Source organism: Aggregatibacter actinomycetemcomitans, from assembly GCF_003130205.1.
In the GTDB taxonomy this organism is placed as follows: domain Bacteria; phylum Pseudomonadota; class Gammaproteobacteria; order Enterobacterales; family Pasteurellaceae; genus Aggregatibacter; species Aggregatibacter actinomycetemcomitans_A.
The window spans coordinates 21,927-42,310 of the sequence record NZ_NRDF01000014.1; the positions used below are offsets into that span (position 1 = coordinate 21,927).

Sequence of the window (20,384 nt, forward strand, 5' to 3'; positions counted from 1 at the left end):
TTTGCCTCTTTTTTGCCATAAGGAGTAAATGATGAATACAACCATAGCCGATTATCCTATCACTGTGCTGGGTGCCGGTTCTTTCGGTACGGCATTGGCTATCGCTTTTTCACGCAACGGACATTCCACCTATCTATGGGGACACAACCCGACAAAAATGCAGCAACTTCAGGCAGATCGCCAAAATAACGCATTTTTACCCGATATTATTTTTCCGTCATCTTTGGTTATTGAAGCCGATTTAGGCAAGGCGATTCAAGCCTCAAAGGATTTATTACTTGCTGTGCCGAGCCATTGCTTCGGTGAAATTCTCGCTGAAATTCGACCGCACTTACGCGCTGATCATCGTATCGTATGGGCAACCAAAGGCTTAGAGAGGGATACCGGGCGTTTACTGGAAGAGGTAATTAAAGAAAAACTTGGCGAACAGTACCCGCTGGCGGTGCTTTCCGGCCCGACATTTGCCAAAGAATTGGCTTCCGGTTTACCTACCGCCATTACGCTGGCATCCGATAACGAAGCCTTTGCCCGACAATTTCAGGCACGCATTCACTGTAGTAAACATTTTCGGGTTTATATCAATAATGATATGCTCGGCGTACAACTGGGCGGTGCGATTAAAAACGTCATTGCCATCGGTGCGGGCATTTCCGACGGCATGGGTTTCGGTGCCAATGCCAGAACGGCGTTAATTACCCGTGGCATTGCGGAAATATCCCGTTTAGGCGCCGCACTTGGCGCTAATCCGAATACCTTTATGGGAATGTCCGGCTTAGGCGATTTAGTATTGACCTGCACCGATAACCAATCACGCAACCGCCGTTTCGGCATCATGCTCGGGCAAGGCGTTTCGGCACAAGAGGCGATGGAAAATATCGGGCAAGTGGTGGAAGGCTTTTATAACACCAAAGAAGCCCATTTATTGGCGCAACGGCACAACATCGAAATGCCCATCACCGAGCAAATTTATCAAGTACTGTTCTGCGGCAAAGCAGCAAAAGATGCTGCCGTGAATTTACTGGGCAGAGAACGTAAAGGGGAATAATCATGTCATTAGAAGTTTGGCAAAATATTCGTCAGGAAGCGAAACAGCTCGTCGATAACGAGCCTATGCTTGCCAGTTTTTTTCATTCGACGATCTTAAAACATCACAATTTAGGCAGTGCATTAAGCTACATTTTAGCCAATAAATTAGCCAATACGATTATGCCCGCCATCGCATTACGTGAAATCATCGAAGAAACCTATCAGGCAAAACCCGGCATTATCGAATGCGCCGCCTGCGACATCATGGCTGTGCGTCAACGTGACCCGGCGGTTGAATTATTATCCACGCCGTTGCTTTATTTAAAAGGCTTTCACGCTTTACAAAGTTATCGCATCACCCATTATTTATGGCAACAAAACCGCAAAGCCCTGGCGATTTATCTGCAAAACCAAATTTCCGTCGCATTCGACGTGGATATTCACCCCGCAGCAAAAATCGGGCATGGCATTATGTTTGACCATGCCACCGGCATTGTGGTGGGCGAAACCTCGGTCATTGAAAATAATGTATCTATTTTACAAGGGGTTACCTTAGGCGGAACAGGTAAAGAATCCGGTAATCGGCATCCAAAAGTGCGTGAAGGCGTGATGATAGGCGCCGGTGCAAAAATTTTAGGCAACATTGAAGTGGGAAAATATGCTAAAATTGGTTCTAATTCCGTAGTGTTGCAACCGGTGCCGGAATATGCCACCGCAGCGGGTGTACCTGCACGAATCATTGGTAAAGATAAAGATGCCAAACCGGCATTTGATATGAACCAAAACTTTATTGATCTTGGTATGGAACTGAATATCTGATTTCCATTATTAAATCAAAAACTATTAAATCAAAAACACCGTAAAAATGACTCGCAATCGAATCAAGTTCGATTATTCGTCCCGATAGGGCCGTTGGCAAAGCCAACGTTCGAAATCCGTTGGATTTTATAACCGCACTTTAGACGCATTAAAGTGCGGTTAGTTTTTTTGTTATTTTTAAATTTAAAAACCAATTTTAGATGGATAACTTATAATGCAAAAGCAATCATTATTTTCAAATGTAAAATACCTATTTGTCTTTTTTATCAGCTTATTTTTTGTTATTTCCTGCGGAAATAATACGGATAAATTAGAAGATGAATACCTTGGCGAAATACAAAAGGATAGCGAATACCGCTATGTCATCGATATTGATAAACTAGCCAACGGAAAAGCGATTGAAACCTCGGTAAAAATGACAATTTCGCCGGAAAACTCGGGAATAACGGGAAAATACCTGTTCAATAAACAGGCTGACTTAGCGCAAAATCTTGTGATAATCGAAGGAAAACCGCAACTTCAAGGCGACATTTACATCGACCTTCAATGGGGTATTTACGGAAATATGAGTTATTCGCCGAAATTATTTAAAAAGCGATATTTACTCAAAATAAAATAAATAAAAGCCGGTGTTATTACCGGCTTTATTTTTATCATTAGGCATTAATTAAACGATAAAGTGCGGTGTCTTTTCGGTCTAAATAATGGGTGGATTGAATACGACGAATAGTTCTGGATTTGCCACGAATTAATAAGGTTTCCGTTGTTGCCAAATTACCTTTACGATGAATACCTTTTAATAAATCGCTATTGGTAATACCCGTTGCGGCAAACACCAAATTATCATCACGCACCAGTTGTTCCAGTTGCAATACGGTGTTCACTTCTACGCCCATTTCCTGACAACGGCGAACTTCCTCCGCCGCCACAACGCCTTCCGGCGCACCGCCGATACCGTAAACCATATCCACTTCCGCTTCCGGCAAACAGCATAAAACGGAAGCGGCAACATCGCCGTCAGGAATGGTAAATACGCGTACGCCCAATTCGTGCATTTTTTCAATCACCGTGCTATGACGGGGTTTATCCAACACCATGACACTTAAATCGGACAATAATTTGCCTAATTTAGAAGCAACACGACGCAAATTTTGTTCAATAGGCAAATTCAAATCAATCAAGCCTTTCACTTCCGGCCCCACCATCAGTTTTTCCATGTACATATCCGGCGCTTTTAAAAAGGTATTTTTACCCCCTGCCGCCAGCACGGAAATGGCGTTAGACTGCCCCATTGCCGTCATTCGTGTACCGTCAATAGGATCAACGGCAATGGACACCAACTCGCCCATGCCGGAACCGACTTTTTCACCGATATACAACATCGGCGCCTGATCAATTTCCCCTTCGCCAATCACGATTTCCGCATCCATATGAATCAAATTCAGCATATAGCGCATGGCTTTCACCGCCGCATCGTCCGCCGCATTTTTATCTCCGCGTCCCAACCAAGCAAAACCGGCTAACGCGGCAACTTCCGTAACTCTTGAAAATTCAATGGCTAATGCTCTGTTCATGATCTATCCCTTAAAATCAAAAATGTGAAATCGGCTTATTTTAGCACTAAGCAAACGATTGCATACTAAAATTTAAGAGAAAATTTTAGCGAAAAGAATTAATTAGCAGATAATGCGATTCTTTTCTTTAAAAAAGACGATTAAGTAAGGTAGAATATGGCCACTTTACATCCATTTGTTTTAGAGGAAATTACTATGTCACTAGAAATTCTAGACCAGTTAGAAAACAAGATTAAACAAGCTGTCGAAACCATTCAGTTGCTTCAATTGGAAGTGGATGAATTAAGAGAAAAAAATGGCAGAGCACAACAAGAAAATGATGCACTACGCGGTGAAAACGAACAATTAAGAGGCGAACACCAAAATATTCAAGAACGTTTACGTTCGCTTTTAGGTATCACCGACAGCATCTAACTATTTATTTTTAAACAAGGGTTTAGTTTATCTAAGCCTTCTTTTTTAGGAGAGAAAATGCAGCCTAAAATTTGCTTAATTACCGGCAGCACATTAGGTGGCGCCGAATATGTTGCCGAACACTTGGAAAGCGTATTACAACAACAGGGTTTCAGCACCGCACTTCTGCACGGACCCTCTTTAGACGAAGTCATTAATGAAAAACTGTGGTTGGTGGTCACCTCCACCCACGGCGCTGGCGAATTGCCGGATAACCTAAAACCGCTATTTGACGAACTCAAGACCGGTGATGCGGATCTTTCGGGTTTACGATTTGCCGTCATTGGCTTGGGCAACTCCGATTACGATACCTTCTGTTTTGCGGTGGATACAGTAGAGCAGACTTTGCTGACAAAAAGCGCGGTCAAAATTACCGACGCTTTGCGTATTGATGTCTTAACGGAAGCCGATCAGGAACAATGTGCGGAAGACTGGCTACCTAACTTTGTGCAACATCTTTAATCTTTTTGCTCAAAATAAAATCAATCATTTTCTCAAAACTCTTGTGGATAACTTCACATAAAATTGTGAAAAATCTGTTTTTATAACATGAATAAATTTTACAAAAGATCTAACTGTGGATAAATAACAAAGTTACCCACAAGAAATTTGAGGGTGGATCGGTAAGATCTTAACAACTTGTAACATGATCCATCTCTTTCATTTACCACATAAAAAAGATCTTATCCAAGGTTTTCGTCGATCCTAATTATAGTAATAATAAACTTTATATATAGATAAAGATCTTATTATTTATTAACGTCGGATCCCGTCTTCCGTTCCCCACAAACTGACCTTTTATCCTCACAGGATTTTCAGTAGAATAGCAACCAATTTTTAAAAGGATCAGAGGATCCGTCACAGAATGTAAGAGATAAAAAAATAATGATGTTTTATACAGAAACCTATGATGTCATCGTGATCGGTGGCGGCCATGCAGGAACCGAAGCCGCATTGGCACCTGCACGCATGGGGTTAAAAACCCTGTTGCTTACGCATAATGTGGATACCTTAGGGCAAATGTCCTGTAATCCGGCGATTGGCGGGATCGGCAAAGGGCATTTGGTCAAAGAAATTGATGCCATGGGCGGTTTAATGGCAACCGCGGCGGATAAGGCGGGTATTCAATTTCGTACCTTAAACAGCAGTAAAGGCCCGGCGGTGCGTGCAACACGTGCACAGGCAGACCGTGTGTTATATCGCCAAGCGGTGCGTATCGCCCTTGAAAATCAACAGAATTTGGATATTTTTCAACAAGAAGCCACGGATATTTTAATTGAACAAGATCGTACTACGGGCGTAGTGACCAAAATGGGGCTGAAATTTCATGCCAAAGCCGTAATTCTCACTGCTGGCACTTTTCTCGCCGGTAAGATCCATATTGGTTTGGAAAATTATACCGGCGGGCGTGCAGGTGATCCGGCTTCCGTGATATTGGCACAGCGTTTGCGTGATCTCAATTTACGGGTGGATCGCTTAAAAACCGGTACGCCGCCACGTATTGACGCACGTACCATTGATTTTTCCGTGCTTGCCGAACAACATGGCGATGTGCAATTGCCGGTATTTTCGTTCATGGGATCGGTCGATCAACATCCCCGCCAAATTCCGTGTTTTATTACCCATACCAACGAAAAAACCCATGAGGTGATCCGCAATAATTTGGATCGCAGCCCAATGTACACAGGCGTGATCGAAGGAATTGGTCCGCGTTATTGTCCGTCTATTGAAGATAAAGTAATGCGTTTTGCCGATCGCAATTCTCATCAGATCTATTTGGAACCGGAAGGCTTAACCAGTAACGAAATTTACCCGAACGGTATTTCCACCAGTTTGCCGTTTGATGTGCAAATGGGCATTGTCAATTCCATGAAAGGCTTGGAAAATGCACGGATTGTGAAACCGGGCTATGCCATTGAATACGATTATTTTGATCCACGTGACTTAAAACCGACATTGGAAACCAAATCCATTCAGGGGTTATTCTTTGCTGGACAAATTAACGGCACAACCGGTTATGAAGAAGCGGCGGCGCAAGGTTTGCTCGCCGGAATTAACGCCGGGCTTTATGTGCAGGAAAAAGACGCGTGGTTCCCGCGTCGCGATCAGGCTTATATCGGTGTGTTGGTGGACGACCTCTGCACCCTTGGTACCAAAGAACCGTACCGCGTGTTTACCTCCCGTGCGGAATATCGCTTGTTGCTACGCGAAGATAACGCCGATATTCGTTTAACGCCGATTGCCCATGAACTTGGGTTGATTGATGAGGCGCGTTGGGCGCGTTTTAACCAAAAAATGGAAAACATTGAGCTTGAACGCCAACGCTTACGCAGTATTTGGCTACACCCGCGTTCGGAATATCTGGAAGAAGCGAATAAAGTGTTGGGCAGCCCACTGGTGCGCGAAGCTAACGGCGAAGATTTATTGCGCCGTCCGGAAATGAATTATGAAATTTTGACTTCTCTCACCCCTTATCAGCCGGCAATGGAAGATAAAGAAGCGGTGGAACAGGTGGAAATTGCCATTAAATATCAAGGCTATATTGAGCACCAAGAAGAAGAAATCGAAAAACAAAAACGCCACGAAAACACGGCTATTCCGGCGCAGTTTGATTATGCTAAAGTTTCCGGTTTATCAAACGAAGTGCGCGCGAAGCTAGAACAACATCGCCCGGTGTCTATTGGTCAAGCAAGCCGAATTTCCGGCATCACACCGGCGGCAATTTCCATCATTTTAGTGAACTTGAAAAAACAAGGGATGCTAAAGCGCGGGGAATAATCTTTCACTAAAAACAAAAAAGTGCGGTCGGTTTAGCAGACGTTTTCATAAATAATTGACCCGATCTCATGCAACACAAATTTTGATGGCTAATCGGGTTATGTTGCCTTATCAGAAGTAAATGTGCGGGGCGATGAGATGAGATTGGCTAAGCTTATCACGCATTTTTGCCAGCCCAAGGTTAAAAACCGAGGATAGTGAGTACCCTCGGTTAAGTATCAAACCCTGTTATGGTAAAAGTTGTAGTGCTTGTTTCACTGCCACATCTAATTTTGTGGTTGGGTGACCAAGTAATTTCTCAAGGGTTTTATCCTCTGAAAATAATGCACCATTTGATGCGTCCACATCACATTCTGCAGTTAACCTTGCAAAATCTTCAGGCAAGCCTGCTTTTATAAGCGCCGCTGAATAATCTGCGGCAGGAAGATCGACATAAGGAATCTCTTTGCCTGTTTGTTTACTGATTTCTGCAGCTAAATCCGCTAATGTCCAACTGGTTGAGCCGGCAAGTTCGTAAGTTTGGTTGTCATAACCTTCACCTAATGTCACATTTACCGCTGCTTCAGCAAGTTCTGCACGACTGGCGGATGAAATACGTCCCTCTTTTGCCGAACCGTAGAAAGCGTTATTTTCCAATGCTGCAGGAATAAAAGCGGTGTGGTTTTCGGTGTACCAGCCGTTGCGTAAAATGGTGTAAGTAATACCTGATGCTTTTAATGCGGCTTCGGTTTGTATGTATTCATCTGATAATAAACGTACATTATTTTCTTTGTTAACGTTGATAAAACTAATATAGATGATACGTTTCACGCCTGCTTTTTTGGCTGATTCAATAACATTATTGTGTTGTGCGAAACGTTGTCCAATTTCGTTGCTTGATACTAAAATTAAGGTATCTACGCCTTGCAATGCTTCCACTTGACCTTCCACTTTTGAATAGTCAAATTTGCGTGCTTCCACACCTAAAATTTTTTCCGGGGAACGCACGAGGGCGATAACGTTGACGTTTTTTGCTTTTAATAAATCTAATGCGATGGCACCGAATTGACCTGTTGCACCTGTAATGGCGATAATTTTGTTTGTCATGTTGTTTTCCTCCTGGTAGTGGGATGGTTGACCGTATTAGTCGATGGCAACTATAATAATTACATTACTTACTTTTGAGAAGTACTTACATAAACGTAAGTTTTGGAAAATTTTTAAATTTATTTATAATTAATTGATTTTTAAGGAAATAAAAATGGAAAATATTTTTGAACGTGGCAATGTTTTGGCTTTAGCTTGTCCTTCACGGCAGATATTACAGCATTTAACCAGCCGTTGGGGCGCGTTGGTATTGGTGAGTCTGCATTCCGGTACCAAACGTTTTAGCGAATTGCGTCGCGCCATTGACGGCGTGAGTGAGCGAATGCTGACGAAGACCTTACAAGAATTGGAATCGGACGGTATGTTAGTTCGCAAATCCTATAATACCGTGCCGCCGCAGGTGGATTACACGCTGACGGAATTTGGTTCGGAGGCGTCAAGTAAAATGTTTGAATTGGTGGATTGGCTGGAAAGCAATTTGAGCAGGATTTTGCAGCAACAAGCGAAAAATGCATAGAATACTGACCGCACTTTCAAGTAGAATGTGCGGTATTCTTAAAAAGAGTATCTCATCAATGAAAGCTAAATTAGACAGCCTCCTTGCACAAGCAAAGATTCAACCAAGCGATCAACAAAAACAGCAGTTGATCGATCTCGTCAATTTATTAAACAAATGGAATAAAGCCTATAATTTAACCTCCGTGCGCGATCCGCAAGACATGTTGGTGAAACATATTTTGGATAGCCTCGTGGTTAGCCCTTATTTACAAGGAGATCGTTTTATTGATGTAGGTACCGGTCCGGGCTTGCCCGGCTTGCCGTTGGCGATCATTAACCCCGATAAGCGGTTTGTGTTGTTGGATAGCCTGGGCAAGCGTATCAGCTTTATTCGTAATGCGGTGCGTGAGTTGGGACTAACAAACGTTACGCCGGTTTTAAGCCGTGTGGAAGAATATCAACCGGAAGAAAAATTCGACAGCGTATTAAGTCGTGCTTTCGCTTCTTTAAAAGACATGACCGAATGGTGCCGGCATTTACCCAAATCCGATGGTATGTTTTATGCGTTAAAAGGTATTTATCAGCAGGAAGAAGTACAAAATTTAAGTGATCAATTTCAGATTGAAAATGTGATTCCTCTTGAGGTCCCAACGCTTATCGGTGAACGACATTTGATACTTTTGACTAAAAAGTAAAATTTTTGTTAACTATCTTTTGTTGTAGTTCATTTACCACTTTTTGAGTGCTTTTGAGTTGAATCTCATTTTTTCAAGGGTATAATTGCTCCGTTTTAAGGTTTAAAAAAGTTATGTCCAGAGTTTTAGCACAAGCCCGAACCAAATATAAAAAATCTATTTACATTGAATTTTTCGTCGGTCTTGTTTTGAGCTCTATTATTGCGTTGTTAGCCAATACCCAAAGTGCGGTTGATTTCTGCTTAGGATTTTTTGCCGCGTTCATACCTTTTTCTATCTTTGTGTATGTTGTTTTTTATCGCAATCAGGATTTATCAAAAAAATTAACCGCACTTTATCGCGGTGAAGCCATTAAATTTGTGTTGACGATTTTATTGATTATTTTTTCGTTTAAATGGCTTTCGGTAACATATTTTATTGTTTTCTTTACAGGTTTTTTTACAGCATTAATGCTAAATAATATCATCCCATTTTTGCTGAACAGGTCTTAAGTTTTATTTTACAAAGGGTTAACTATGTCTGAACAAACAACTTCAGAATATATCGGTCACCACTTGTTCTTCCTTAAAACGGGAGACGGTTTCTGGAATATTCACGTTGATACCTTATTTTTCTCTATTCTGTCTGCCGTTATTTTCCTTTTTATTTTCAGACGGGTTGCTAAAAAAGCAACGCCGGGGGTGCCGGGAAAATTGCAATGTCTGGTGGAAATCCTGGTAGGTTGGGTTAACGGCATCGTTAAAGAAAATTTCCATGGCCCGCGCGATGTGGTTGCGCCGATTGCTCTGACTATTTTCTGTTGGGTGTTCATTATGAATGCCATCGACTTAATTCCGGTTGATTTCCTTCCGCAACTTGCCGGTTTATTCGGTATTCACTATTTAAGAGCCGTTCCTACGGCAGATATCAGTGCCACGTTGGGGATGTCTATCTGTGTCTTCTTCCTGATTCTTTTCTATACGGTAAAATCCAAGGGTGCTGGCGGTTTAGTTAAGGAATATACCTTGCATCCGTTTAATCACTGGGCGTTTATTCCCGTAAACTTTATTCTTGAAACGGTGACGTTATTGGCTAAACCGATTTCTCTCGGTTTCCGTTTGTTCGGTAACATGTATGCGGGCGAATTAATCTTTATTCTTATTGCCGTTATGTATTCCGCCAATATGGCGATTGCGGCATTAGGGATTCCATTACACCTTGCTTGGGCGATTTTCCATATTTTGGTTATTACGTTACAAGCATTCATCTTTATGATGTTGACAGTGGTTTATTTGAGTATTGCTTATAACAAAGCAGAACATTAATTTTTTATTAACCGGCTCTAGGGCTAAAAACTTAACTTCTATTGGAGAACATTATGGAAACTGTAATTACAGCTACAATTATCGGTGCATCTATCCTTCTTGCATTCGCTGCATTGGGTACGGCAATCGGCTTCGCTATCTTAGGCGGTAAATTCTTAGAATCATCAGCCCGCCAGCCGGAACTTGCTTCAAGCCTACAAACTAAAATGTTTATCGTGGCAGGTCTTTTGGATGCGATTGCGATGATTGCAGTTGGTATTTCTTTACTTTTCATTTTTGCAAACCCATTCATCGGTTTATTACAATAATCACCTTATTTGCTTATCAACGTGAAGCAAGCAGATTAAGGAGGACGTTGTGAATTTAAATGCAACATTAATTGGTCAGCTCATTTCATTCGCTCTATTTGTATGGTTCTGTATGAAATTTGTTTGGCCGCCAATTATTAAGGCAATTGAAACGCGTCAAAGCCAAATTGCAAATGCTTTAGCTTCGGCGGAAGCGGCAAAAAAAGAACAAGCAGATGCCAAAACCCTTGTTGAACAAGAAATTTCTAAAGCCAAAATTCAGGCACAGGAAATTTTGGACGCTGCCAACAAACGTCGTAACGAAGTATTGGACGAAGTTAAAAACGAAGCTGAAGAACTTAAAGCGAAAATTATTGAACAAGGCTATGCGGAAGTGGAAGCCGAACGTAAACGTGTTCAAGAAGAATTGCGTATTAAAGTGGCGTCTTTGGCTGTTGCCGGTGCAGAAAAAATTGTGGGTCGTTCTATTGATGAAGCGGCAAACAATGACATTATTGATAAATTAGTTGCAGAACTATAAGAAGGTTGAGCTTATGTCAGAATTAACTACCATAGCTCGCCCTTATGCTAAAGCAGCATTTGATTTTGCCGTAGAACAGCGTTCGGTTGACAAAAGTGCGGTGGAAAAATGGGGAGAAATGTTAGGTTTTCTTGCTGAAGTGGTTGAAAACGACACCATGAAAGATTTCTTAACAAGCTCTTTTTCCGCACAGAAACTGGCGGATACGGTGATCGCAATTTGTGGTGAACAAATAGATCAATATGGGCAAAATTTGATTCGGTTAATGGCTGAAAATAAGCGTTTAACTGTCTTTCCGGCAGTATTCAAAGAATTCCAACATTATGTTGAGGAATATAACGCAATTACGGAAGTTCAGGTCACCTCAGCTCAACCATTAAGTGTCGCGCAACAAGAAAAAATTGCTGCCGCAATGGAAAAAAAATTAGCCCGTAAAATTAAGTTAAATTGCAACATTGATAACTCACTGATTGCCGGGGTTATCATTCGTACAGATGATTTTGTGATTGACGGAAGTAGTCGCGGGCAACTTACCCGTCTGGCAAATGAGTTGCAATTATAAGAGGATTAGAAGATGCAACTAAATTCAACTGAAATTAGTGAATTAATAAAAAAACGCATTGCCCAGTTTAATGTAGAAAGCGAAGCGCGTAATACGGGAACAATCGTTTCAGTCAGTGATGGTATCATCCGTATTCACGGTTTAAGTGAAGTGATGCAAGGTGAGATGATTGCATTACCGGGAAATCGCTACGCAATGGCATTAAACTTAGAAAGAGATTCTGTTGGTGCAGTGGTAATGGGTCCTTACGCCGATCTTGCGGAAGGGATGGAAGTACAGTGTACCGGTCGTATTCTTGAAGTGCCGGTAGGTCGTGGTTTATTGGGCCGTGTGGTAAACACGCTTGGTCAACCGATTGATGGTAAAGGTGAAATTGAAAATGACGGTTTTTCTCCAATTGAAGTCATTGCACCGGGTGTAATTGAACGTAAATCCGTTGATCAACCTGTTCAAACCGGTTATAAAGCCGTTGACTCCATGGTGCCAATCGGTCGTGGACAACGTGAATTGATTATCGGTGACCGTCAAACCGGTAAAACCGCATTGGCTATCGATGCTATCATCAACCAACGTAATTCCGGCATTAAATGTATCTATGTTGCAATCGGTCAAAAAGCATCAACTATTGCTAACGTGGTGCGTAAATTAGAAGAGCATGGCGCGTTAGCCAACACTATCGTGGTTGCCGCTTCTGCTTCCGAATCTGCCGCATTACAATATTTAGCCCCTTATGCCGGTTGTGCAATGGGTGAATATTTCCGTGATCGCGGTGAAGATGCGTTAATCGTTTACGACGATCTTTCCAAACAAGCGGTTGCTTACCGTCAAATTTCCTTATTATTACGTCGTCCGCCGGGTCGTGAAGCTTATCCGGGTGATGTATTCTATTTACACTCACGTTTACTTGAGCGTGCTTCCCGTGTAAATGAAGAATATGTAGAAAAATTTACTAACGGCGAAGTAAAAGGTAAAACCGGTTCTTTAACCGCACTTCCGATTATCGAAACACAAGCGGGTGACGTTTCCGCGTTCGTTCCAACCAACGTCATTTCGATTACCGACGGTCAGATTTTCTTGGAATCCAACCTATTTAACTCCGGTATTCGTCCTGCGGTAAACCCGGGTATTTCGGTTTCCCGTGTAGGTGGTTCGGCACAAACTAAAGTTATCAAAAAATTAGCCGGTGGTATTCGTACCGCGCTTGCGCAATATCGTGAATTGGCAGCGTTTGCACAGTTTGCATCCGATCTTGATGATGCAACCCGTAAACAACTTTCTCACGGTGAAAAAGTAACCGAATTGCTAAAACAAAAACAATTTGCGCCACTTTCCGTTGCAGAACAAGCCGTTGTGTTATTTGCTGTTGAGTTCGGTTATTTAGACGATGTGGAATTATCAAAAATTGCAAGTTTTGAGACCGCACTTTTAGATTATGCAAATCGTAATTATGCCGAGTTTATGCAAGAACTGACCAAAACCGGTAACTATAATGACGAAATCAAAGATACGTTAAAAGGTATTTTAGATAGTTTCAAAGCTAACAGTGCTTGGTAGTAACGGAGAAACAAGATGGCAGGTGCAAAAGAGATAAAAACCAAAATTGCCAGCGTACAAAGTACGCAGAAAATAACCAAGGCAATGGAAATGGTTGCAACCTCGAAAATGCGTAAAACGCAGGACCGTATGGCGGCATCTCGTCCGTATTCTGAAACTATCCGTAATGTTATCAGTCATGTGTCTAAAGCCAGTATCGGTTACAAACACCCGTTCTTAGTGGAACGCGAAGTGAAAAAAGTCGGCATTTTGGTTATTTCTACCGATCGTGGAATGTGCGGTGGTTTAAACGTTAATTTGTTTAAAGCCACGCTTAACCAAATTAAGGCTTGGAAAGCACAGAATGCCGCTACCGAACTTGGTTTAATCGGTTCTAAAGGGATTAGTTTTTTCCGTTCTCTTGGTTTTAATGTAAAAGGGCAACTTTCCGGTTTGGGTGATAACCCGGCTTTGGAAGAATTAATTGGTGTGGCGAATGCCATGTTTGATGCCTATCGTAATGGTGAAATTGATGCCATTTATATTGCATACAATAAATTCATTAATACGATGTCGCAAAAACCGGTTGTACAACAATTAGTTCCTTTACCGGAAATGGAAAACGATCACTTAAGCGAAAGACAACAGGCATGGGATTATATTTACGAACCTGATCCGAAGGTACTATTAGACAGTCTTTTAGTTCGTTATTTAGAATCTCAGGTTTATCAAGCGGTTGTAGATAATTTAGCTTCAGAACAAGCGGCTCGAATGGTAGCGATGAAAGCAGCAACGGATAACGCAGGTAATTTAATTAATGATTTGCGGTTGGTGTATAACAAAGCTCGTCAAGCAAGTATCACAAATGAATTAAATGAAATTGTTGCCGGCGCGGCAGCGATTTAATAGAAGAGGAACGGTAATGGCGACAGGTAAAATTGTACAAATCATCGGTGCGGTGATTGACGTCGAATTTCCACAAGATGCAGTACCAAAAGTTTATGATGCATTAAAAGTTGAAACAGGCTTAACCCTTGAAGTTCAACAACAATTAGGTGGTGGTGTGGTGCGTTGTATCGCACTGGGTGCCTCCGATGGCTTAAAACGCAGTTTAAAAGTAGAAAATACCAATGACCCGATTCAAGTGCCGGTAGGAACAAAAACCCTTGGTCGTATTATGAACGTATTGGGCGAACCAATCGATGAACAAGGTCCAATCGGTGAAGAAGAGCGTTGGTCAATCCACCGTTCGGCACCAAGCTACGAAGAACAATCAAACAGTACCGAATTATTAGAAACCGGTATTAAAGTTATCGACTTAATCTGCCCATTCGCAAAAGGGGGTAAAGTCGGTTTGTTCGGTGGTGCGGGTGTAGGTAAGACCGTAAATATGATGGAATTAATCCGTAATATTGCTATTGAGCACTCCGGTTATTCCGTATTCGCCGGTGTAGGTGAACGTACCCGTGAAGGTAATGACTTCTACCACGAAATGAAAGATTCCAACGTATTGGATAAGGTATCTCTGGTTTACGGTCAAATGAATGAGCCGCCGGGTAACCGTTTACGTGTTGCTTTAACCGGTTTAACCATGGCGGAAAAATTCCGTGACGAAGGTCGCGACGTATTGTTCTTCGTGGATAACATCTATCGTTATACCCTTGCTGGTACCGAAGTATCCGCTCTTTTAGGTCGTATGCCGTCAGCGGTGGGTTATCAACCGACCCTTGCGGAAGAAATGGGTGTGTTACAAGAACGTATCACTTCAACCAAAACCGGTTCCATCACCTCCGTACAAGCGGTTTACGTTCCTGCGGATGACTTAACCGACCCGTCTCCGGCAACTACCTTCGCACACTTAGACTCCACCGTCGTATTGAGCCGTCAAATTGCATCTTTGGGTATTTATCCTGCGGTTGACCCGTTAGACTCTACATCCCGTCAATTGGATCCGTTGGTTGTCGGTCAAGAACACTATAATGTCGCTCGTGGCGTACAAGGTATCTTACAACGTTACAAAGAATTGAAAGACATCATCGCGATTCTTGGCATGGACGAATTATCCGAAGAAGATAAATTAGTGGTAGCGCGCGCGCGTAAAATCGAACGTTTCTTATCACAACCATTCTTTGTTGCTGAAGTATTTACAGGTTCACCGGGTAAATATGTTCCGTTAAAAGAAACTATTCGCGGCTTTAAAGGTATTTTAAGCGGTGAGTACGACCATATTCCGGAACAGGCGTTCTACATGGTCGGTTCCATCGACGAAGCGCTAGAAAAGGCCAAAAATATGTAATCACTTCAAGCTGATGCATATCAAACTTGAAGGAGAAAAACATGGCAACATTTAATTTAACAGTGGTAAGTGCAGAACAACAAATCTTTTCCGGCAACGTGAAAAGCGTTCAAGCGACCGGTATTGAAGGCGAGCTCGGTGTTTTACCGGGCCACGCCCCGTTACTAACGGCGATTAAGCCGGGTATTGTTAAGCTGACGTTGGAAAATGATAGCGAAGAAGTTATCTATGTTTCCGGTGGTTTCTTAGAAGTGCAACCGACTGTGGTTACCGTCCTTGCGGATATCGCCATTCGAGGTCAAGAACTTGACAGCGAACGCATTCTTGCTGCGAAGAAACGTGCCGAAGAAAACATTCGTCAGCACCACCACGATGCGGATTACGAAGTGTTAATGTCCAAACTTTCTAAAGAATTGGCAAAACTTCGTGCTTATGAACTGACAGAACAATTAATGAAATCTAAACGCTGATTTTATTAGTAATCATAAAAAATAAAAAGTGCGGTGAAAAACCACCGCACTTTTTTACTATCCCTAATTAATTCGTTTTCAACTTATTCCAATATTTTTCATAAATATCAATGGCGTTGCCCACATCGCCTTGAATAATGCCTTTTTCCACCTGCTCTTCCGGCGGGAATAAGGTCGGGTTGTTTGCCATTTCCGGCGAGATTAATGGTTTTACGCCGTTGTTCGGCATGGAATAACCCAAGCGCTCCAGAACCACTTTGGCGTTTTCCGGACGTAGCAGGAAGTCGATGAATTTATAGGCGTTTTCGACATTTTTCGCGCTTTTCGGAATGGCATAGTTATCCATCCAGAAAATGGCGCCTTCTTTCGGATAAACAAATTGAATATTTTCGTTCTCACGGTGTGCCATATAGGCGGAACCGTTCCAAATCATGCCCAGCGCCACTTCGCCCTGCACATAAGGTACTTCCGGCGAGTCGGAGTTAAACACGGCGACGTTCGGCAATAATTTTTCCAACCGTTCGTAAGCGGCTTTGATTTCGTCTTCGTTGGTGGTGTTCGGTGATTTTCCGTCTAACAATAACGCCACATGAAACACTTCGCGCGCATCACTAGTGAGCAATACTTTGCCTTTGTATTCCGGGTTCCACAAATCTGACCAGCTGATGATTTTGTTGACGTCAATATCTTCCGAGTTCACAGCGATACCGGTTAAACCGTACACATAGGGCAGGGAATAGTCGTTATTCGGGTCGAAATCTTTGTGCAATAAATTGTCCGGAATTTGTTTGAAATTGCTTAACTTGCCATGATCCAATTTTTGCAGCATACCGTCTTGCGCCATTTTGTTCACATAATAGCTGGACGGGAAAACCAAGTCATAACCGGCATTGTCGGAAATCAGTTTAAGTTTGGCGTACATTTCCTCGTTGCTTTCAAAGGTAGAATAAATCACTTCAATGCCGGTCTCTTTAGTAAATTCGGCAATGAGATTGGAAGGAACGTAGTCGGTCCAGTTATAAACGTAAAGTTTTTCTTGCGCAAAAGTGGTGGTGGAAAGGAAAGTTAGGGCTAAACAAAGGGATTTTAATGTTTTTGCAAACAAATTTTTCAATTTATTGTCCTCCGGAGCTAAAAATAGCGAGCGGTTAAATTTTATCAGGAAACTGAGTAAAAACTCGGCGGGCAGTATAGCAGATTTTAAACGCTTGTCCCGTAGTTTTATGAAGGCATTGCGCCGTTTTGCCCATAAAGTGCGGTGGGTTTTTTGATTATTTCTGATTTTCGAAGTGGTTAAAATTTCCCTCTGTACTTTTTTAAAACAAAGTTGTCTGAAAGATCGATAAGGTATAGATGATTTCGCCTGTGTAAAAATATTATATAATAGCCAACAAAAAGGTAATCAGTCAGGAAAAACTATGTCCCAAACCCACAACGAAAACTCCCGTGTAAAAATCCCCACCGTACTGCACCTGATGCGGCTGGGCTACCGCTATCTTTCGCTAAAAACCGTAACATGGGACAAGCAGACCAATATCTTTCCCGACATCTTCACCGAGAGCCTGTGCCGCATCAATCCCAACCTATCGCCGGATGACACACGCCGCCTGCTGACCGACATCACCATCGAGCTGGACAACGAAGACTTGGGGCAACAATTTTACGAACGCCTCATAAGCCGCTCCGGCATCAAGCTGATCGATTTCCAAAATTTCGACAACAACCGTTTTCACGTCGTAACCGAACTGCCCTGCATCAACGGCGACGAAGAATTCCGCCCCGACATTACCCTGCTGGTAAACGGTATGCCGCTGATCTTTGTCGAAGTCAAAAAGCCCAACAACAAAGGCGGCATCGGCGCAGAACGCGAGCGGATGGCAAAGCGCGCGCAAAATCCCAAGTTCCGCCGCTTTATCAACATCACCTAATTCATGGTTTTTTCCAACAACATGGAATACGACGACGGCGCAACCGAGCCGGCGCAGGGCGCGTTTTACGCCTCATCCGCCTACGGCAGCCCCGCGTTCAACTACTTCCGCGAAGAACACAAACTCAACCTTGCCGAGCTTTTAGACACCCTTTCAGACGACCTTGCAAACACCGTCCTGCAAGACAACAACCTGTCTGTCATCAAACACAGTCCCGAATTTGTCAGCAACAAATCTCCCGACACACCAACCAACCGCATCCTGACCTCTCTGCTGTGCCGCGACCGCCTCGCCTTTCTCCTGCAATACGGCTTGGCATACGTCGAAACACAAAACGGCATACAAAAACACATCATGCGCTATCCGCAGCTTTTCGCCGCCTACGCCACTGAAAAACACCTGACCAACGGCGGCAGAAAAGGCGTCATCTGGCACACACAAGGCTCCGGCAAAACCGCGCTTGCCTACTACAGCACCCGCTATCTGACCCGCCATTACGCCAAACAGGGCATCGTGCCCAAATTCTATTTCATCGTGGACAGGATCGACCTCTTGAAACAGGCGCAGCAGGAATTTACCGCCCGCGACCTCGTCGTCCACACCATCGACAGCCGCGAAGCCTTCGCCGCCGACATCAAATCCGCCCAAACCCTGCACAACCATTCCGGCAAAGCGGAAATCACCGTCGTCAACATCCAAAAATTCAAAGACGACCCCGACGTCGTCGCTAAAAACGACTACAACCTCGCCATCCAGCGCGTCTATTTCCTCGACGAAGTACACCGCAGCTACAATCCCAAAGGCTCATTTTTAGCCAACCTCAACCAGTCCGACGTAAACGCCGTCAAAATCGGGCTGACCGGCACGCCGCTTATCGGCGTAACTGCAGGCAGCGTCAACACCCGCGAACTCTTCGGCGACTACATCCACAAATACTATTACAACGCCTCCATCGCCGACGGCTACACCCTGCGCCTCATCCGCGAAGCCATCAGCTGCCGGTACAAAGCCCAATTGCAGGCAACATTGGCGCAGCTTGAAATCGAAAAAGGCAGCTTTGAGCGCAAAGTCATCTACGCCCATCCGCACTTCGTTCGCCCGATGCTCGACTACATCCTCGACGACTTCGTCAAATTCCGCAAAACCAACCAAGACGACAGCACGGGCGCCATGATTATCTGCGACAGCGCAGAGCAGGCGCGGCAGATGTACGCCCATTTTCAGACGACCTCGGACCACAAATTCACCGCCACCCTGATACTGCACGATGTCGGCAGCAAAGACGAGCGCGACCAATGGGTCAAAGACTTCAAAGCCGGCAAAACAGACCTTCTTTTCGTGTACAACATGCTGCTGACCGGCTTTGATGCTCCGCGCCTGAAAAAACTCTACTTGGGCAGACTCATCAAAGCCCACAACCTTTTACAGACCCTCACCCGCGTCAACCGCACCTACAAAAACTACCGCTACGGCTACGTCGTCGATTTTGCCGACATCCAAAGCGAATTCGACAAAACCAACCGCGCCTATTGGGACGAGCTGACCAACGAGTTGGGCGACGAAATCGGCAGCTACAGCCAACTTTTCAAAACCGCCGAAGAAATCGAACAGGAAATCGCCAACATCAAAGCCGCTCTGTTTGACTTCGACACTGAAAACGCCGAGGTCTTTTTCAGCCAAATCAACCAAATAAAAGACAAAACCCAGTTGCTCGCCCTCAAAAAAGCCCTGCAAACCGCCAAAGAGCTGTATAACATCCTGCGCCTGCAAGGCGACTATGAATTTCTAGAGCATCTCGATTTCGACAAACTCAACCTCCTATACCGCGAAACCGCCGCCCGCATCGACACCCTGAACCTTTTCGAAAAACTACAACAGGGCGACACCGCACACCTGCTCAACGAAGCCCTGGAAGACATCTGGTTCCACTTCGTCAAAACCGGCTAAGCCGAGCTTAAACTCGCCGACGATTTAAAAGATATCATGCGCAAAGTCCGCGAAGGGCTGGCGGGCAACTTCGACCAAGTAGACCCCGAATTCATCAGCCTGCGCGAAGAACTGGAACGCATCTTCAAGAAAAAGAACCTCGCCGAAGTCGGACAAGACGACATGAAAACCAACATCGGCATACTCGAAACCGTCTATGCCAAAATCAAAGAGCTCAACCGCAAAAACGACCTACTGCGGCACAAATACCACGGCGACGCCAAATACGCCCGCATCCACAAACGCCTGCTGGAAAACCCTGCCCTCTACGGCGACAAACAAAAAGTCTTCGACGCGCTCAACGGCGTAAAAACTGATGCCGACCAAAAAGTGCTGGATATGGAACAGATATTGGACAACCAAACCTACTTTGAAAAACAAATGCAGGGCATTGTACTGAAACGCTTTCGGACAGAACAAAAATTCCCCGTCCAACCTGCAGACATCCAAGCCATCAACCGCCTGCTGGTGCGCGAATACTTGCAAGAGGGCGGGCGGCAGATATAGGGCGGTTCAGTTGTAAACTTTAGGGTTACAACTGCTGCAAG

At 43.8% G+C, this 20,384-nt stretch carries 23 protein-coding genes; 20 read left to right on the top strand and 3 right to left on the bottom strand.

The features are described 5' to 3' along the window. Positions 1-31 precede the first annotated feature (31 nt). The 3 genes from gpsA (at position 32) to DK423_RS09160 (ending at position 2,464) form a co-directional block, all read left to right on the top strand. Entirely contained in the window at positions 32-1,045 is a 1,014-nt protein-coding gene (gpsA, locus tag DK423_RS09150) for an NAD(P)H-dependent glycerol-3-phosphate dehydrogenase (RefSeq protein ID WP_032996783.1), read from the top strand. A gap of 2 nt (positions 1,046-1,047) precedes the next feature. Further along, complete coding sequence (gene cysE, locus DK423_RS09155; RefSeq protein ID WP_005558207.1) at positions 1,048-1,845, top strand: serine O-acetyltransferase; 798 nt, start codon at positions 1,048-1,050, stop codon at positions 1,843-1,845. A gap of 214 nt (positions 1,846-2,059) precedes the next feature. After that, complete coding sequence (locus DK423_RS09160) at positions 2,060-2,464, top strand: hypothetical protein (RefSeq protein ID WP_005558209.1); 405 nt, start codon at positions 2,060-2,062, stop codon at positions 2,462-2,464. Positions 2,465-2,501: 37 nt separating this feature from the next. On the opposite strand, the gene glpX is transcribed toward DK423_RS09160, so the two are convergent. Then, positions 2,502-3,419 carry a class II fructose-bisphosphatase gene (glpX, locus tag DK423_RS09165; protein ID WP_005558210.1) on the bottom strand — a complete coding sequence of 306 codons (918 nt, stop codon included), beginning with the start codon at positions 3,417-3,419 and terminating at the stop codon, positions 2,502-2,504. 195 nt (positions 3,420-3,614) lie between these two features. On the opposite strand from glpX, the gene zapB reads away from it, so the two are divergent. From zapB to mnmG, 3 genes are all read left to right on the top strand, one after another. Beyond that, positions 3,615-3,833 (top strand): cell division protein ZapB, encoded by a 219-nt coding sequence (gene zapB, locus DK423_RS09170; protein ID WP_005558212.1) that lies wholly within the window; start codon positions 3,615-3,617, stop codon positions 3,831-3,833. 57 nt (positions 3,834-3,890) lie between these two features. Further along, positions 3,891-4,334, top strand: coding sequence for an FMN-binding protein MioC (mioC, locus tag DK423_RS09175; protein WP_005558215.1), 444 nt, complete (start codon positions 3,891-3,893; stop codon positions 4,332-4,334). 426 nt (positions 4,335-4,760) lie between these two features. Then, entirely contained in the window at positions 4,761-6,650 is a 1,890-nt protein-coding gene (mnmG, locus tag DK423_RS09180) for a tRNA uridine-5-carboxymethylaminomethyl(34) synthesis enzyme MnmG (protein ID WP_032996789.1), read from the top strand. 228 nt (positions 6,651-6,878) lie between these two features. Here mnmG and DK423_RS09185 read toward each other — a convergent pair whose 3' ends face one another. Further along, positions 6,879-7,736 (bottom strand): SDR family oxidoreductase, encoded by an 858-nt coding sequence (locus tag DK423_RS09185; protein WP_005558219.1) that lies wholly within the window; start codon positions 7,734-7,736, stop codon positions 6,879-6,881. Positions 7,737-7,890: 154 nt separating this feature from the next. Between DK423_RS09185 and DK423_RS09190 the strand changes: the two genes are divergently transcribed. The 11 genes from DK423_RS09190 (at position 7,891) to DK423_RS09240 (ending at position 15,922) form a co-directional block, all read left to right on the top strand. Beyond that, complete coding sequence (locus tag DK423_RS09190) at positions 7,891-8,253, top strand: winged helix-turn-helix transcriptional regulator (protein ID WP_061886738.1); 363 nt, start codon at positions 7,891-7,893, stop codon at positions 8,251-8,253. A gap of 58 nt (positions 8,254-8,311) precedes the next feature. Then, a complete protein-coding gene (gene rsmG / locus DK423_RS09195) occupies positions 8,312-8,929 on the top strand; it encodes a 16S rRNA (guanine(527)-N(7))-methyltransferase RsmG (protein WP_005558223.1) in 618 nt (205 codons plus the stop codon). A 113-nt stretch (positions 8,930-9,042) separates the two neighbouring features. Further along, entirely contained in the window at positions 9,043-9,420 is a 378-nt protein-coding gene (locus DK423_RS09200) for an ATP synthase subunit I (RefSeq protein ID WP_005558225.1), read from the top strand. 24 nt (positions 9,421-9,444) lie between these two features. Further along, a complete protein-coding gene (gene atpB / locus DK423_RS09205; protein ID WP_109043963.1) occupies positions 9,445-10,233 on the top strand; it encodes a F0F1 ATP synthase subunit A in 789 nt (262 codons plus the stop codon). A gap of 53 nt (positions 10,234-10,286) precedes the next feature. Then, positions 10,287-10,541, top strand: a complete 255-nt coding sequence (gene atpE, locus DK423_RS09210; protein WP_005539567.1) for a F0F1 ATP synthase subunit C — start codon at positions 10,287-10,289, stop codon at positions 10,539-10,541. Positions 10,542-10,590: 49 nt separating this feature from the next. Beyond that, positions 10,591-11,061, top strand: coding sequence for a F0F1 ATP synthase subunit B (gene atpF, locus DK423_RS09215; protein WP_032996784.1), 471 nt, complete (start codon positions 10,591-10,593; stop codon positions 11,059-11,061). Between the two features lie 13 nt (positions 11,062-11,074). Next, the gene (gene atpH, locus DK423_RS09220; RefSeq protein WP_061885983.1) at positions 11,075-11,623 is read left to right on the top strand and encodes a F0F1 ATP synthase subunit delta; all 549 of its coding nucleotides are present in this window, start codon (positions 11,075-11,077) and stop codon (positions 11,621-11,623) included. Positions 11,624-11,635: 12 nt separating this feature from the next. Continuing rightward, a complete protein-coding gene (atpA, locus tag DK423_RS09225) occupies positions 11,636-13,177 on the top strand; it encodes a F0F1 ATP synthase subunit alpha (RefSeq protein ID WP_005558233.1) in 1,542 nt (513 codons plus the stop codon). Positions 13,178-13,192: 15 nt separating this feature from the next. After that, on the top strand, positions 13,193-14,062 hold the full coding sequence (atpG, locus tag DK423_RS09230) for a F0F1 ATP synthase subunit gamma (protein WP_005558235.1): 870 nt from the start codon (positions 13,193-13,195) through the stop codon (positions 14,060-14,062). Positions 14,063-14,078: 16 nt separating this feature from the next. Continuing rightward, positions 14,079-15,452, top strand: a complete 1,374-nt coding sequence (atpD, locus tag DK423_RS09235) for a F0F1 ATP synthase subunit beta (protein ID WP_005558238.1) — start codon at positions 14,079-14,081, stop codon at positions 15,450-15,452. A 41-nt stretch (positions 15,453-15,493) separates the two neighbouring features. Continuing rightward, positions 15,494-15,922 carry a F0F1 ATP synthase subunit epsilon gene (locus DK423_RS09240; RefSeq protein ID WP_005558240.1) on the top strand — a complete coding sequence of 143 codons (429 nt, stop codon included), beginning with the start codon at positions 15,494-15,496 and terminating at the stop codon, positions 15,920-15,922. 67 nt (positions 15,923-15,989) lie between these two features. Here DK423_RS09240 and DK423_RS09245 read toward each other — a convergent pair whose 3' ends face one another. After that, complete coding sequence (locus tag DK423_RS09245) at positions 15,990-17,036, bottom strand: extracellular solute-binding protein (RefSeq protein WP_061886533.1); 1,047 nt, start codon at positions 17,034-17,036, stop codon at positions 15,990-15,992. Between the two features lie 304 nt (positions 17,037-17,340). Here DK423_RS09245 and DK423_RS11415 point away from each other — a divergent pair, with 304 nt between their 5' ends. From DK423_RS11415 to DK423_RS11420, 3 genes are read left to right on the top strand one after another with little or no spacing between them, the layout of a single operon-like run. After that, positions 17,341-17,850, top strand: a complete 510-nt coding sequence (locus tag DK423_RS11415) for a type I restriction endonuclease (protein ID WP_061885946.1) — start codon at positions 17,341-17,343, stop codon at positions 17,848-17,850. Between the two features lie 21 nt (positions 17,851-17,871). Continuing rightward, positions 17,872-19,797: a DEAD/DEAH box helicase family protein gene (locus tag DK423_RS09250; RefSeq protein WP_231102128.1), complete on the top strand. Its 1,926-nt coding sequence runs from the start codon at positions 17,872-17,874 to the stop codon at positions 19,795-19,797. 36 nt (positions 19,798-19,833) lie between these two features. Further along, positions 19,834-20,343 (top strand): hypothetical protein, encoded by a 510-nt coding sequence (locus DK423_RS11420; protein ID WP_005558249.1) that lies wholly within the window; start codon positions 19,834-19,836, stop codon positions 20,341-20,343. Positions 20,344-20,384 lie beyond the last annotated feature (41 nt).